The organism is Enterovibrio qingdaonensis (assembly GCF_028683135.1).
GTDB lineage: Bacteria > Pseudomonadota > Gammaproteobacteria > Enterobacterales > Vibrionaceae > Enterovibrio > Enterovibrio qingdaonensis.
The window spans coordinates 474,962-490,470 of record NZ_JAJUBB010000002.1; the positions used below are offsets into that span (position 1 = coordinate 474,962).

Sequence of the window (15,509 nt, forward strand, 5' to 3'; positions counted from 1 at the left end):
TTAAGGAGAGAGATATGAATGTAAGGCATCTTTTAGCGGGATTGGCTTTCATCTTCGCGTTACCTGTTGCTGCACATACGTTAGAACCGTCAGTGAGCAGTCTGAGTCCGCACCAGTATATCGATGGCTTTATTCATCCGTTTACCAGCATTTTACACGTAGTGACTTGGGTGGCGATGGGGGTACTCATTTCGCAATTTTCTAGCCTTAAATCGAAAGCATTGGTTATTGCAGGGCTGCTAAGTTTTGTATTTTTTGCCATTCAAAGTTCCTTCATTTCCAATGAAGTGTCCCCCATGTTCCCTATGTTAGTGGGCGCATTGTTCTTAGCCGCGATGTCTGTTGCCATGAGAAGTGCAGGTTTTGGCACATTTTCACAGATATCTGCGGCTCTCGCATTTCTTGTGATTGGAGCATCCAGCTTTATGCATGGCGCGCATGTCACTTCGGACGCATTCGCCGCCGGATTTCTCGTCGCCGCCGTTGTTATGCTGCTGGCTGGAGAGAGGCTTGGGTCAATATTCAGTCAGGAAAAACTGTCTATTGCAATGGGGCTAAGTGGTGTGCTGTTTGTTCTTATCGCATAGAGGTTTTCGTTGTGAATAGCGGCAGAACAATGGGTGATTATCGACTTTTTCAGCTAATCAGTCCCTCTCTGCCCGTAGGCGCATTCAGCTATTCTCAAGGGCTTGAATGGGCAATAGATGCGGGTTGGATACAAGACGAAAAGGGGTTTGTAGATTGGCTCGACAGTATCGCGTCGGACAGTTTAGCGCACCTTGAACTCCCCATACTTAGGAGGATTCATTGTGCCTATGCAAAACGAGATGACAAGGACGTTAGGTATTGGAGTGATTGGCTATATGCAAGCCGAGAAACGTTAGAGTTACGACAGGAAGAGCAACAGCGCGGGCGCACCATGTCGAAGCTGTTGTTGCAGCTCGGCATTCTTGAAGAAGGGTCGGTGGAACTTGAGTTGGTTTCACACAATCAGCTATCAGGTTTTGCATTTGCATGCTTTAAGTGGGGGATTTCTGAGGACGCAATGTGCCGGGGATACGCGTGGAGTTGGTTAGAAAATACGGTAATGGCGGGTGTAAAGCTCGTTCCATTAGGGCAAACGTCCGGTCAACGCATTCTGATAAACCTTTCCCATACTCTGGAGAATGCCGTTACTCACTCCAAAAACATGAAAAACGATGACATAGGAAACTTCGCCCCGGCTCAAGCTATCGCGTCGAGTTGTCATGAAAATCAATATTCACGGTTATTCCGGTCATAAGGAGATGAATTGATGAACGAAAAACAGCCCTTACGTGTTGGTGTCGGTGGGCCAGTTGGGTCAGGAAAAACAGCCCTACTTGAGGTGCTTTGTAAGGCTATGCGAGATGACTACTCCGTGGCTGTAGTAACCAATGATATTTATACGCGGGAAGATCAGCGAATATTGACGGAAGCGGGTGCATTGAGTGCAGATCGGATCGTCGGCGTTGAAACAGGCGGTTGTCCTCACACGGCGATTCGTGAAGATGCGTCAATGAATTTAGAAGCAGTCGAAGGGCTGGCGAAGCTTCATCAAGACTTAGATTTGGTTTTTATTGAAAGTGGGGGCGACAATCTCAGCGCAACGTTTAGCCCGGAATTGGCGGATTTAACCATTTACGTGATTGATGTGGCAGAAGGTGAAAAAATCCCTCGAAAAGGTGGCCCAGGAATAACCCGATCAGATTTACTCATTATCAACAAAATCGACTTGGCTCCATACGTCGGTGCAGATCTGGATGTGATGGATTCTGACACCGCAAGAATGCGACCGAGTAAGCCTTATGTTTTCACGAATCTCAAAGAGCAAAAAGGCTTGAGTGAAATTATTCACTTTTTAGAGACTGAAGGAATGTTGAAAAAAGCGGGCTGATTAGCCCGCTGTTACGTGCTGCGATTAGGCGTTCAATGCATTTACTGTATTTTTCAATGCACTGACCAATTCTGGGTTACTCAGTTGTTGAGTTTCCATGTCAAAGTTATCGTAGAAACTTGGCACAGACATAGAGCCTTTTAGATCAACGCCAAAGTAAGGTGCGCTGGTCGAGGCTGAACCCAACACGGTTTGTGCTCCGCCAGGACCAGGCGATGTCGCCAGATAAACAACAGGCTTGCCTTGATACACTTTCTGATTGATGCGTGAGGTCCAATCAAACAAGTTTTTGTAGGCCGCGGTGTAAGAACCATTGTGCTCCGCGAATGACACGATGATTGCATCGGCCTCACCAATTTTTTTGAAGAATGCTTGTGCTTGTTCTGGTTGACCTAAGTCCGCTTCGCGGTCAGAGCTGAAAATTGGCATTTCGTAGTCATTGATGTCGAGAATTTCCACGTCGGCACCTTCCACTAAGCCTGCAGCATAGGTGACCAGTGCTTTGTTGATGGATTGAGAGCTGCTAGATGCTGCAAATGCTAATAGTTTCATAGTTGAGTCCTCAGAATTCTGTTCAAAGTTGGCTTGTGCCGTTGTATTCAATAAATTCAATCACGTTCCGGTCTGGATCTCGGATGAAGATTGATGCCCCAGTCGGGTGCGTCATCGGCCCTCCCGAGAGCGGAATATTCAAGTTAGTCAGGTTTTCTATCACTGAGTGTAAATTTGAAACCTCAAGTGCAACGTGAGTGTAACCCGTCATTTTCTCATCAATATCCATCAAGACATTTACGCCGTCACTTTTCGAGGCGTTTAGAATAAAATTGATATTGATGCCGCAAGGATGCTCAACAATTGCGACGGGTTCTGGGCCAATTGGGCCGGCAATGTACTCAAACCCTAATTTTTTATAAAAAGCGGTCGATTGTTCAAAGTCACTGACACGCAGCCCAATGTGATTCACTCTTGTTAGTTCTTTCATGAGGTTGCCTACTTTCTTCCCTTAACGTGTTGTCTACTTTAATTGTTTATCACTTAGTGATTAATAGCCTTTATGTGGAAGGATTGTTTCCATATGGCTTCTAATCTCGTTATGCTTATTTAAAAGAACGCGTCTGGAAACGGGAATGAACACGCAACTGTTTGATGGAATGATCATTTTTACGGAAGTGGTTAAATATGGCAGTTTTACAAAGGCGGCTGATAAAACGGGTCACTCGACCTCTTATATCAGTAAAGAAATTAACAAATTAGAAGAACGCTTGGGGGTGCGGCTTCTGCACCGAACAACACGATCTTTGAATCTTACGCCCGAAGGTGAGTTGTACGTTGAGCAGTGCCGACAAATTGTACAAGACGCCGCACAACTAGAAAGCGCGATGCTCGGTCATCAAAGCACGCCGAAAGGTCATCTAAAAATCAGCTGTCCAACAAGCTTTGGCTTGATTACGCTGGCTCCGCTCATCAGCCGTTTTAGCGATAAATACCCTAACGTAACGCTCGATGTTGAATTGAATGACAGAAAAGTCGATTTAGTGGCAGAAGGCATTGATATCGCGATTCGCGCGACACAGTCCTTAGAAGATTCAAGTTTGATTTGCCGGAAGTTCATGACATCAGAAGGTGTAACGGTGGCATCGCCTGCGTATTTAACAACTCACGGTTCGCCGTCTCACCCTAGTGAACTCACAAAACACCGTGTGATCAGTTATAGCAATTTACCGAACTTTAACACGTGGCGATACGCAGAGAAGAGCGGGGAGCCTATCGACGTTGACGTTGAGAGTTTTATGACCTCAAACAGTTCCCAGTTGATATTGTCCTTATGTCTTGAGGGGCGTGGGATTATTCGAACTCCTCGTTTTAACATGCGAGATGAACTGGCGTCAGGCAAGCTGGTGGAGCTTTTTACCGATTATCCCAAAATGCCCATTGAGATTTTTTTGGTCTACCCAAGCCGAAAGCACATGTCTTCGAAAGTGCGTAGTTTTATCGACGTGGTGATTGAAGAACTAGGTGAAAAGTAAAAAGCCCCGAAAGGGGCTTTTTATCGACCGAATCCATAGTGTCGGATGTAGCCAAAACTCACCCAAGTCACCAACAGTGTCGCGATCACCAACTCAAACAGCCCCAGTCTTTCTAGCCATGACCAATGAGGAAAATCAGTCCCAAGCCACAGTGTTAAACGTTCCATGGCAACGGCACTGATGACTGACGGAAACGTCAATGCAGCGATTGTCGGCTGAAACGGCTCTTTCAAGAGGTCGAAATAACACAGGTAGACGAACAGCGTCATCATAATACCGACGCCCGCTAACGCCCCCGCAAGCACTGGATCAGGAGAAGGCAGGTTAACCAAGTAGGCTGTCAGAGCCAGATTCACCGGTGCCGCCATGATGGCAAGAACAGGACGTGAGTTTCTCGGCAAGGTTTCTAAGAAACAGAGACGGTAAAGCACAAAGGGAAGCATGCAGAAATACGCACCGATACAGACATGGGCGAGCAGGGCAGATTCATGATCAAAACCAAGCTTAGGGCCGGCGAGTGTGCTGCTAATCAATCCAACGGGATAGAGGAACCAACTGGGGTAGATATTACACTTTTCGAAGGACTTCGCTTGATGAAAGAAAAAGTAACTCGCCATGAAGACATGCATTGTCATGGCGGGGTACCAAACAATGGCTGCAGCCTCCACATGTATCTCTGCGAGGAAATCAGCCATCAACAATAGCGACATTGTCATGGGGGCCATTAAGCTCCCGTAGAGCGGATCACGCAGGTCTTGAAAGAAACGTTTCGGTTCAAATAGGTATTTCAACCAAACGGGGGCAATAAGTAAAATGCCAATTCCTGACAAAAGAGGGCGTGACAAAGACCCCGTTATGGGGTGGTAAAGTGCCCACGCAGTACCTAATCCAAAAAATGCCATTGCAAGTGATGCTTGGGCGGTAGGTATAAAACGGAATGGTGAGTGGAAAACTGTCAAGCTAACATCCATGAACAAAAACAAGGGCACAAGATCCGGTCATCATTATACGCACAACAACGAAAATTTTGTGTACCTAATCTGATTTTCTTTTGTGTTTTAGTAGCCTGCGTAAACCCCCGTTTTAAGCCGCGTGCATCGTGGTTTGGAGAAGCATAAACCTTGCCTAAAATTGCACTAAAGAGAAGGCAAAATTTATATTCGGAAAGCCCGTCACAATCGTAATAATGAGACGTAGCGGCCCAGATTGGTTGCCCTATAATCAAATTGCACTCAGGCAATTTAGACGAATAGGACGAGCATTCTGCTCGCTTCCGCCAGAAAGTGAGACTGGCCGCTTGGGTGACATAACAATTTGGAATGTTACATCAGCGTAGGAATACGCCACTTTAAGTGAAAGACCTCGCTAGTCCAATAGAGCCCATGTGTATCTGACCATGAGGCTAGGTAGCTCAACATACTGAGCACGCGAGCAAAAGTAAGTTATAGCAACACCACAGTATTCTATTTTTCAACTTAAAGAGATGAATCAAAAAGCCACCGGAAAGGTGGCTTTTTTTTGTCTGTTCTTTTTCGATTCTGTGATTTTGATAAGAAAAAGCCCCTATGTAAGGGGCTTGAATAGACACGCTAGATTAGTGAGCAACAGGATACGGTGCTGATGCTGTCACTGTTTTGATGCCAATAGGATCTTTTTGTGGCAGTGGAAGGTTGAGTGCCTTCACCGCTTTTCGACCTTGGTCTGAGATGCCACCCACGTACTGCGGTTCGGAAACACCCGGCAGAATAGTTGCCACTGTACCCGGGTTCCACGCCTCGAAGAACGCCGTGAGATCGGTTTGTGCCGCGTAAGAGGCGCAAAGCATCAATGCATCACTCGCTCCTAGCCCTGAGTTGTAACACTGGTTTTGGCCGTAGTGTGAAATCGCAGGATCGTTCGCGTTACGGCTTAATCGATGCATTAACTTGAAGAAGTTAAAGCCGTTCATGCCTGTATCAGTGTTGTAGTAAGCTGGGATTTCATTCGTGTACCAGTGTGTGATATCGAATTCTGTTTCTGCCCACTCTTTCATTTGCGCGAACATCAGCAAGCGTTCACCCGGACCACCTGCACCCCACGCATGGCCCATTTCGGCATTAACGTAATCTGGCGCGATGCGGATATCGGTTGCCACGCGTGGCATAGAACCCAAATATTTCTGCTGCATGTAGAGAGCGACAACATTGTTGGCGACCTCAGTGGCTCCTTCCACGTTGAGCGGAGCCTGTGCGGCATTGTGTCCAACCTCATGCCATAACAACCAACTGTTGAGTGGGTCGGTATTGATATCATGGCTATTCGGATTAAAGCTGCTGTTCATTACCGGATAACCCGAGTGCGCGGCACCAATACTGATAGCTACGTCATTCACAAAAGCATGGCGATTGTTTGGAATGCTTGGGTGTGTTGCCGCACGGTTATGTGTACCGTCAACGCCTTCATCTTTCGCGTAGAAGTCATTCAGATCATTGGCAAACATATCCAGTTCATCGGCAAACTGCGTTACACCACCGCTAACGTTGGCTGCCGTCATATTGGCCTTTGGTGCAGTGAAGATAAAGCTGTCAGAGACCACATCACCAATAGGAGCAGGCGAGCTCAGGTCATTGACCCAACCATTCTTCGACGAATCAAACAAAGGTGCATTGACGGTGCCATTAATATTGATGGTGACCTCGCTGCTGTTTCCACCTTGCACATATATCAAGCCGCCATAAGGGACTTCAAACACGGTTGAAGTGCCCACCTCGAAAGACTTTTGCATGCGTGGTGGACGCATCATTGCCAGTTCGTGTTTCTCGCGACCTGTCAGATCATCATGCAAGGCAACAGTCACTTTAACAGGCGTTGTATTGCCAGAGACCGAAACAGTGAACGGCTGATGAGCGACTGCCCATTGGCCCGTTGCTTGACGATTACCCGCGTAGTAAGCCGCTGTATTATTACTCATATCAAGCGTGATTGAGGTACCACCTGTGGTACCGCTTGGTTCGCCTGGGAATGGACGAACATCTACAACAACGTCGTGATCCCAAAACGAACGACCCAGCATTAAACGCGTTAATGGTTTTTCCATGTAGTTTAGCGGGTAGCTTGGGTTCATTTGACCTGCGTACTCGCCAGCATCTGCACCATACACCATGTTCATGCTGACAAGCTTGTCACCGAGATCCGCTGGACACTGAGTGTTACCATCTGCCATGTTTGCGGTGTAGCAATTGAGGAACTGTGTAAATCGCTCAAAGCCTAATTCATCGCCATGAGCTTCTTCATAGCGATAATCCAAGTTATTCCACAGCCAAACGGTCATGTTGTTGTAAATACGGTTCAGATCGGTGCTGCTTAAACGCTCGCCTTCATTGCTTTTCGAACGGAAGTAAAGCTCATGTTGGTACAAACGCTCGATATTGGTGCCAAGATCGGCGGCCTTAATCATGGCCTTCGCTTGTTCACTGCCTAAATCCAACTTGGTATAAATTGGACGCTCCATGCCACCCGTTAGTGGAATGCCATTGCCGGGACGACGTTCTAGACAGTTGATCTCGTAATGATAGTCACTGAGCGTGCACTCTTGGTAAGTGCGTTGGCCGTTAACGAGGAACTGGTCAAGCAGCTTATTCTTCGCCAATTGCAGTGATGCTTCATCAAGAACGGGTTTGCCATTAGCACCAATAATCCATTTCCCTTTCTCATCTTTAGAAAAATGGTCTTCTTCACGAATGAAGGCTTTTAACGTTTTAAGTTCGCCATCGATTTCCGCTTGATAGAAGGCGGTTTCTAAGTCGAGCTTCTCTCCCACTTCAATATCCCAAATGACTTCACCAGTAATTGGGTCGATGGAGTAGGGAAGTGTTGGTGCCTGATCTTCACCTTCAGATTTCGCCGCATAGCGTTCGATGATCCAAAGTGCATGTTCGCGGTTTGCACGCGGGCGATCAGCATAGCCGTCGTTAGGGCCATTACCATTACGAACAACAGAATCACCCATGCCAAATGCGATACCAGCTGCATCAAGGAAGCGTCCTGTTTCACCAGTATTGTTTTCTTGAATGATGGTTTCCATCATCAACACACTACCGCCTTTGTTGACGTATTCGATCAAGGCTGTCACGTCATCTTGGGTCAGTTTCGGCTTGGTTACGTCCGCTGAATGAGGCGGGATGTAGTGGTTGCCGTTAGGATTTTTGTACTCAAAGCCGTTGATGATCAGAAGTGGCATTTCAATTGGGTTGATGCCATCGAAGCTACTTAGTTGCTCCGTATCGACATTGAATTCCGGAGAAATGATGTAATCCGCCTTGATACCCAAGACTTGGCCATGACGAGCAAAGTAAACATGAGGAATGTTTGTGCCGACGGTGATTTTTTCGTCTGATGCGCGGTTGGTCAGGTAGCGAATAGCGTTACTGAAGAAGTTCTTCATGTCATCGCTGTCTTTCGCTACAGAACCTTCACCACATTGTCCATTGCTTGCCCAAGAGTAGTCATTTGGACAAACAAGGATGGAGTTATAGCGGCCATTACCGACAACCATGACCTTGCCTTTGCCCATTTCTCCAATGGTGACAAACGGAAGATTGAAGGTGGCAGTGTTCTTACCGACTACGTCAATTTTCTGTTTAGACGGTGCTTCGGTGATGTAAGCAAGGTTGCGCTCGTCAAACGCTTTTTTGTCACCAAAAGACAGCCAGTAGTTGTTGTCGTTCCTCGCCATCATGACAGGGAAGGCCTGATTTGAGATATTGACGGCTGCTTGTCCGCGCGCCAAACCAGTACTGCCATAGAAATTTGTCGCATCGGTAAAAACGTGGAACTTTTTAACAGGCTTCCAACCGTCAGTGAGTGCATCATTGATGCCCCAAAGTTTGTTGATGTCAGCTTGGATGTTAGCAAGATCGTCAGTGGCGGTATGAACGGCAGGTTCGCTGAAAAATGAAAAGGCAGACGTACCACAGGTGCTACCGCAAATCGCCTCATCGACTAGGCTTGCAATGCCATTTTTAAACTGTTTTTCGAATTCCGCGGCAACCGTCTGTGTCAGACCACCACCTACTTCTAGTACGGTATCTTTGTCGTTTAGAGACAGCGAAATGGCTTCGTTGATCACGTTAGGGTACATCGCAAAAACGTCAGTGACTTTTTCGCTGACTACACGGTTAGTTAGCGTGTTATCGGCATAACGTTTTACCAAAGCCTCAGCGTTTCGGCCACGCTGGTCAGTACCGAGATCCGTCAATTTGAATTGGGTTTTGTTCCCGCGTACACCACCCAGCTCGAAGGTGTCGATGCCAAAGGAAATGGACTCACCCCAAGCAAAATCAAACTCACCAGCAGCATTGGTTTTACCACGTGAAGAATGGCTAAAGTAAGACAACCCTTCAATTGGCGTGCCGTTGCTGTCAGTGATCACGGCTTTTGAAAGAATGACTTCTGTTGGCTTGTACTGATATGCCTCTTCAGCGTTCGCTGAAACGAAAGCGGCGTTTAGATCGGTGGATGTTCCTGGCGTGACCTCCGGCTCGATCTCTGGAACGTGCGCGCTCGGGTTCTTGTCTGCCAGATTTTCTTCCGCAGGCTTTTCTGCGATGATTTTGTCGAACTCTTCCGGAGGAAGTGCCAAGTCATGATTGTAGATATTGCTGAACGCTAATTTATCGTGCGTTGCAGTCAGCTCAATATCAATTTGATTTCCGTGGGAAGGAGAGACGGTAGTCAGTAATGCATGTGCATTGTGCGCTTTATTTGGTGAGTCTACAAACTCATCAGCATCATGCAGATTTAAACGATGGCGTGTAATCGCTTGGCCAGACTTAGCGAGGTTCTCGATGCTCACATTGCTAAATGTTGCCAGAACAGTTCCTTCGTAACTACAGGTGACTGTCTCTTTCTCTTCAAATTCGAATGCATTAGCAGGCTCACCGTTACAGTTGACTGATGAACCATAAACCTTGTTGCCATCTAGCGAAAACTCACCCGCAATAATCGATGGCTGTGGCGTGCCAGTGTCGGGATTTCCGGTATCAGGCGTGCCAGTATCCGGGATGGATGGAATACCACCCCCTGTTGAGACTTGATTGTCATCATCACAGCCAGCAAGCGCTGCCACAATGAGAATGGGCAGAATCTTTTTTTTGTACATTTTTATTATTCCTAAAAAGGCCTGAATGGGTTTAACGATTGCCAAAAGCGCCTTATATACGTGCGACAGGTATTGCGGGAAAAATAAGCAGTTGAGTTTTTTAAGTTATGAATTGGAACCAAGTGCAATATTTCGTTGAGAGTTGGTGGCCACGACTATTTGTGTTGAGCAAAAGGGCGCATGTTTTACAACAAATTCAATGACTAATTCAAATAAAATAATTCATTCCTGAACGAAGGTACGTAACTGGTTTTAAGGTGAGAGTAATTGGGTTGAATTTAGAACGACCACGATGCATTTTGCGAGTCACAAATAGTGGCGAGAGAATCGAGAACGCCAACAATAAGATTGTGTATCGCCGCTGAGAAAACGGTGTTTTATATTCTGACAGAGGTGGAGATAGTGGCGCGTTAGTCGTTAAGCTACTTATGCAGCAAAATGCATCATGCAGGGTTGTTTGGGAGTGCTATGAAGCCATCGAAATACATCCAAGTCGTCGAGACTAAGTTGGTCAACGGCGTTTATGTCATTGAGCGGCGAGCGTTGCGCGAAAGAAGAGCGGGTAAACCCTGCTACAGAGGTTATGAGCGCAGAGCAAGGGCGGATAGGCGAGACGCAAGGAAAGTAGACGCGTACGTATAGCGGGTAATTTTATTGCTCTTATGGAAGCCAGCAGTGCGCAATGGCATTGGTCAACTGAAACGGCGTGGATGCTGGCTTAAATGTATCAAAACTTCCTCACCCAATTTTATTCTTAACTGCTAGGCTCTTTGAACTGAACCTAGGAGAGTAACGCGCATGGATCATGGTGTACGAAAGTATGTGACGGATAAGCTCGCGTCAATAGGCGTGAATAGTGACCCATATGGGCTGGAGCCTACATTAGTTTTCCTTCTCGCCTCGGTAGGTGTCGCTGTTATTTGTTATCTTTTAATCCACCGTGTGATAGTTAAATCTGTCAATGTCATCATCAGTAAAAACAAAGAGTCTTGGGGAAAAAGTCTTACAAACCATGAAGTGTTGGAGAAAATTGCAGCGACTGTCCCTGTAATGATTCTCGATGTGCTGGTCCCACCTATATTGACTCACCATCCTTTATTGTCCACCACAACCGACCGACTCTTGGGTGTTGGTGTACTGATTATGTTTGTGTGGGTCTTGTTTTCATTGCTAGATGCGCTGGATGAAATCGCCCATAAAAAAGGTGTCACGAAACGACTGCCCATCAAGAGTTTTATACAGCTCATCAAATTGTTTACGTTCATCGTTGCTATTGTCCTGTCCGTATCCATTCTGGCGGATGAATCGCCCGTAATTTTCCTGAGTGGCTTAGGGGTTGCAACAGGTCTTGTCATGCTGGTATTCAGAGACACGATTCTTGGCTTTGTTGCCGGAATTCAGTTATCAGCAAACAGAATGGTCAACCTTAACGACTGGATTGAGATGGAGAGCTATGGTGCAAACGGCTCAGTTGAAGAAATCTCGTTAACCACCGTCAAAGTAAGGAATTTCGATAATACCGTGACCATGCTACCGGCGTATGCTCTGGTGCAGGGTGCGTTTATTAATTGGCGTTGTATGTCGGAGTCCGGTGGGCGGCGAATATATCGCTCAGTCTTCATTGATGTTACGTCTATTCGATTTATGACAGAAGAAGAAATAGAAGAATTGAAACAGGTTCGAATTCTTCGGGAGTTTCTTTTTGAGCGAGATAAAGAAATCAGAGACTTCAATGAAACGTTTGAAGATGTTCACCATGCTGCGAACCTAAGGCATATGACTAATATTGGTATTTTTAGGGCGTATCTTTCGACTTACCTGCGAGCGCATAAGGATATACATAGCTACATGCTTTCTATGGTTCGGCAATTACAGCCAACTCCAGAAGGCTTACCCTTACAAATTTATGCGTTTACGAACAATACCGATTGGGTGTTTTACGAAGGTGTACAAGCGGACATTTTTGACCACATTTACGCCATCATGCCGTACTTCGGCCTTCGCCCATTTCAAGCATTTGGCGGAAATGATGCGAAGAATATTGGGTGTTTTCCCAAGTCAGAATAACGTTAGTTAAGGTGCTGCTGAGTTGGAGTTAGCGACTCTCCGGTGTGGGAGTACACACCCTCAGCAGCGTTTGTACTATTTGAATGATTTGGTCACGAAATGGTGGCTGGAAATACGAAACTTTTCGCGTTGATAGAAACGGTGTGCTTTATAGCGTTGTACGCCTGAATCAAGGTGAAGTTGGTTAAAGCCTTCTGATTTGCAGCGCTTTTTAAACCAATTGATAAGCAGTGTTCCTACACCTTGGCCTCTCGTCGATTCATCAACAACCAAATCATCGACGTAGATGTATTTTCCCCAAGCCAGCTTTTCACCTTCAACGAAACCAGCAACCCCTAAAACGGTGCCTTCTGATTCAACATATACAAGCTGGTAGCCTGACTCGCGTTGCTTGATTACTTGTTCTAAAAGTGACGCTTGCGTGAATTGTGGTCGCAATTGGATGAGCAAATCCAACACTTTTGGAAGGTCTGCGTCTTGGTCGAGAAACGTAACGTTCACGGTTTCCTCTATAAAGGCATTAATTAAAAGCGAAGGGGAAGCTGCCGGGTATAGGTGTAAAATTCACCTTCGTAGGGTACACCCGGCAGCGTGTTCGATAGCGACAAGATAGCACCTAAACTTATGAATAACTTCGACTAACGGCAACAAACTCGATCAAAAAGTGAAGTTTATGCGGGGGCTAACCATTCAGAGAACAGGATATTGACTCCAAACTCAATATGGTGTTGTTTTATCTCAAAATTTACGTGATGGATGTCAATAATTTCAATGGGTTAACTGTTATGAATGTTATGGAAATATAACGTTTTTATGAATCGGAGTTACCCTATTTAAAAATGGGATTGGCGGTATAGACAAATATGCCGTGCAGAAAGGCACCTCATTGTAGTGCAGCCTTTGCACCTACATTGGTCACTCGTTCCATATTCCTGTCTGCCAATGTCTACATATCTCTTTTACTTCAAAGACTTGAACTTATGGCATCTTGATTGCAGATATGTCTTTGATGTTGCCTATTGCTCCATAAGGATACGGACAATGGCAGTATCAATAACTACGTTACTCCTTGTTGTCGTTGTGTGTTTCTCCGACGTTTGTCGGAGAAACACTTTTTTTTCGAACAGACTCTAATACAGGTGGTTAAAAACAATTTTTTGGGTTTGTGACTCTATATGTTCAAAGGCGACATCGCTCATTGCAGGAGGCCCATTAACGATAGGCAGATTTGAAAAACCAAAGCCTTCCTGCGGAACGCTGTTTTCTACAGTGAGATAGTGGTTCCCATCAATATCCTGGAACGCAAGTATGACGTACTTACCCTGCGCGACGTTTTCAAATACGACACCTGATTCGGCTTGTTCAGGACTGACAGTCAGAGCCCCTGCGCTGGGGGAACCCATCAGATCATCCGTGTCTTTAAAGAGCAAAATCTGGATCGGCGCGTTTTCATTGCCGATGTTTGAAACTTGCACTTGTATGGAGTTTGGTGCCAACGCTTTAAGCGAAGCAACGTCGGACTGTTCTGTTTCTAGTGCTGGATTGAGAAGGTTTACACTGAGTACTGCAACTAAAAGTGTGGGTAGCATGGTGACGGTTGCCCACCATTTCGTTTCCAATGTAGGGGATTGTTTTTCTTTAATCCAAGCAGGGATCCAGAGGGTTGCAACCAGTGCGAAGACAACAATGAGGTAATAGTTTTCAAATCTTATATCGAACAGTGCTAAACCCACGATGTAAGACAGAACGACATGCCAGCTAAATACATGCAGAGAATGTCTGCCAATGTAGCTCAGAGCCTTAAATTCCAACAAGGTAGGACGATGGCGAATAATGGCTGCAACCAAGTAAACCCATACCAAAATGTTGAGTAATCTCAGCCAGCCAATTTCAGGCTTATCTGCCATCTGATAAAGCGCGTCTGGCGTAAAGCCAAATCCTAAGAACGAACCGCGATGCAATACAAAAAGTGTGAGAGCGATTAGAGCCGCGATGATGGTTCGTGCAGGTGTTATCCAATTGACTGAACCATTTTGCGCTAAGTAACCGAGTGCGGCACCGCTGGTAAAGAGGATTTGCCATGCAAACGGGTCGAAGTAGCCGGGTTGAACGTTGGCATTAGGAAAGACGAAAGAAACAACCGCGGTTAATTGTGAGGTCTCAGTGAAACCGCTACATAGCCAAACAGCAATACTGAGGGCCATTACCCAGAGTAAATAGCCTTTTCGAAATGCTGCGATAAGAAACGGCAGACCAACCATGAAAAAAATGTAAAGAGGCAAAATATCGAGGTAGTTGGGCTTGGATAGCAGAGTGATTGATAGGATTAATGCCCCGATAGGGTCAGAGATAATTCCTGGAAAACTAAATTGGTATAATGGAATGCCTGATGGAATAGCGAATTTTACAAAAAAGTACCAGCCTGATATCGCAAGAATACAAATGAGGTGGTAGCGATAGATGGTAATCGCCCGCTTAAATGCCTTCTTTCTTACTTCGGTATTAGATAGTGCTGGTCGGCTGTATATGGCACCGGCTAACAAAGCAGAAAGAAAGACGAACGCTTCGGCGGCACCAAATTGTCCAAGTGGCTGAAGTGTGAACAATTGTAGGCTGGTCACACCGCCACTTACCCAGATCAAGTGATTGAACGTCATGATAACTAATAACAAGCCCCGAAGGCTGTCTAACGCCGGTATCCTTTTCACGCAAGTCTCCTAAAGTGTGACATTTTGTTCAAGCCATACTAGGGCAAGGGCTATAAAAACGACCTGTCATAACTTGCTGTTTTATTGCTAAATTTTGCCCATTTATGGGATGGCTCGACGAATTACTTGAAGTGGGAATACGGTTTCACTTGATTTTGCGAGTCTGAAGGATACACTTCGCGCCGATTTTATTTATGTTGAGATACGTAGTTAATGAAAAAAGCCTTATTTTGCCTTGCTGCGTCAGCATCCTTGTTGTCAGGCTGTGTGACCTTTCCAACGCAGGAGTCAAACCAAGTTGATGTGATCTGGGATGATGTTGCCGCGATTCAAGATTGCGAATTAATGGGAACGGTAATCGGTTCTGAAGGTCATTTTTACGACTATTGGTTGCACGCAGACAAAGACATGGTTTGGGGAACCTTGAACCAAATGCGTCAGAAAGCGCATGATCTTGATGCTAATGTGTTGTACCTGTACCAGCCACTAGGCTTCTCGAGCTCAGTTACCATGTTTGGTAATGCCTACTCGTGTGGTGATACCACGAAAAACGCTGCTCCGTCTGTTGCCGTTGACGGCACCGAAACCTCACTTTAACAGCATCGTTTTATCGAAAAGGCCTGACAGCTAAAGTCAGGCCTTTTTTATGCTTG

Annotated in this window: 12 protein-coding genes; 6 read left to right on the forward strand and 6 right to left on the reverse strand. The window is 45.9% G+C overall.

The window, feature by feature from the left end:
- The first annotated feature begins 14 nt into the window (after positions 1-14).
- From LRP49_RS04870 to ureG, 3 genes are read left to right on the forward strand one after another with little or no spacing between them, the layout of a single operon-like run.
- Positions 15-587 (forward strand): HupE/UreJ family protein, encoded by a 573-nt coding sequence (locus LRP49_RS04870; RefSeq protein WP_274140599.1) that lies wholly within the window; start codon positions 15-17, stop codon positions 585-587.
- A gap of 11 nt (positions 588-598) precedes the next feature.
- Positions 599-1,282 (forward strand): urease accessory protein UreF, encoded by a 684-nt coding sequence (locus LRP49_RS04875; RefSeq protein ID WP_420791520.1) that lies wholly within the window; start codon positions 599-601, stop codon positions 1,280-1,282.
- A 9-nt stretch (positions 1,283-1,291) separates the two neighbouring features.
- The gene (gene ureG, locus LRP49_RS04880) at positions 1,292-1,915 is read left to right on the forward strand and encodes an urease accessory protein UreG (RefSeq protein ID WP_274140600.1); all 624 of its coding nucleotides are present in this window, start codon (positions 1,292-1,294) and stop codon (positions 1,913-1,915) included.
- A 24-nt stretch (positions 1,916-1,939) separates the two neighbouring features.
- On the opposite strand, the gene LRP49_RS04885 is transcribed toward ureG, so the two are convergent.
- Complete coding sequence (locus tag LRP49_RS04885) at positions 1,940-2,467, reverse strand: NADPH-dependent FMN reductase (RefSeq protein WP_274140601.1); 528 nt, start codon at positions 2,465-2,467, stop codon at positions 1,940-1,942.
- A 22-nt stretch (positions 2,468-2,489) separates the two neighbouring features.
- Entirely contained in the window at positions 2,490-2,897 is a 408-nt protein-coding gene (locus LRP49_RS04890; protein ID WP_274140603.1) for a VOC family protein, read from the reverse strand.
- A gap of 145 nt (positions 2,898-3,042) precedes the next feature.
- On the opposite strand from LRP49_RS04890, the gene LRP49_RS04895 reads away from it, so the two are divergent.
- On the forward strand, positions 3,043-3,942 hold the full coding sequence (locus LRP49_RS04895; RefSeq protein ID WP_274140604.1) for a LysR family transcriptional regulator: 900 nt from the start codon (positions 3,043-3,045) through the stop codon (positions 3,940-3,942).
- Between the two features lie 20 nt (positions 3,943-3,962).
- Here LRP49_RS04895 and LRP49_RS04900 read toward each other — a convergent pair whose 3' ends face one another.
- Entirely contained in the window at positions 3,963-4,913 is a 951-nt protein-coding gene (locus tag LRP49_RS04900; RefSeq protein ID WP_274140605.1) for a TDT family transporter, read from the reverse strand.
- A 623-nt stretch (positions 4,914-5,536) separates the two neighbouring features.
- The gene (locus LRP49_RS04905; protein ID WP_274140606.1) at positions 5,537-10,081 is read right to left on the reverse strand and encodes an SslE/AcfD family lipoprotein zinc metalloprotease; all 4,545 of its coding nucleotides are present in this window, start codon (positions 10,079-10,081) and stop codon (positions 5,537-5,539) included.
- 798 nt (positions 10,082-10,879) lie between these two features.
- Between LRP49_RS04905 and LRP49_RS04910 the strand changes: the two genes are divergently transcribed.
- Complete coding sequence (locus tag LRP49_RS04910) at positions 10,880-12,148, forward strand: mechanosensitive ion channel family protein (RefSeq protein ID WP_274140607.1); 1,269 nt, start codon at positions 10,880-10,882, stop codon at positions 12,146-12,148.
- Positions 12,149-12,223: 75 nt separating this feature from the next.
- Here the strand turns inward: LRP49_RS04910 and LRP49_RS04915 are convergent, their stop codons facing one another.
- Together LRP49_RS04915 and opgC are read right to left on the reverse strand one after the other, a co-directional pair.
- Positions 12,224-12,649 (reverse strand): GNAT family N-acetyltransferase, encoded by a 426-nt coding sequence (locus tag LRP49_RS04915; RefSeq protein ID WP_274140608.1) that lies wholly within the window; start codon positions 12,647-12,649, stop codon positions 12,224-12,226.
- 629 nt (positions 12,650-13,278) lie between these two features.
- A complete protein-coding gene (gene opgC, locus LRP49_RS04920; protein WP_274140609.1) occupies positions 13,279-14,856 on the reverse strand; it encodes an OpgC domain-containing protein in 1,578 nt (525 codons plus the stop codon).
- Positions 14,857-15,069: 213 nt separating this feature from the next.
- Here opgC and LRP49_RS04925 point away from each other — a divergent pair, with 213 nt between their 5' ends.
- Positions 15,070-15,453: a DUF4156 domain-containing protein gene (locus LRP49_RS04925; protein ID WP_274140610.1), complete on the forward strand. Its 384-nt coding sequence runs from the start codon at positions 15,070-15,072 to the stop codon at positions 15,451-15,453.
- The last annotated feature ends 56 nt before the right edge of the window (positions 15,454-15,509 follow it).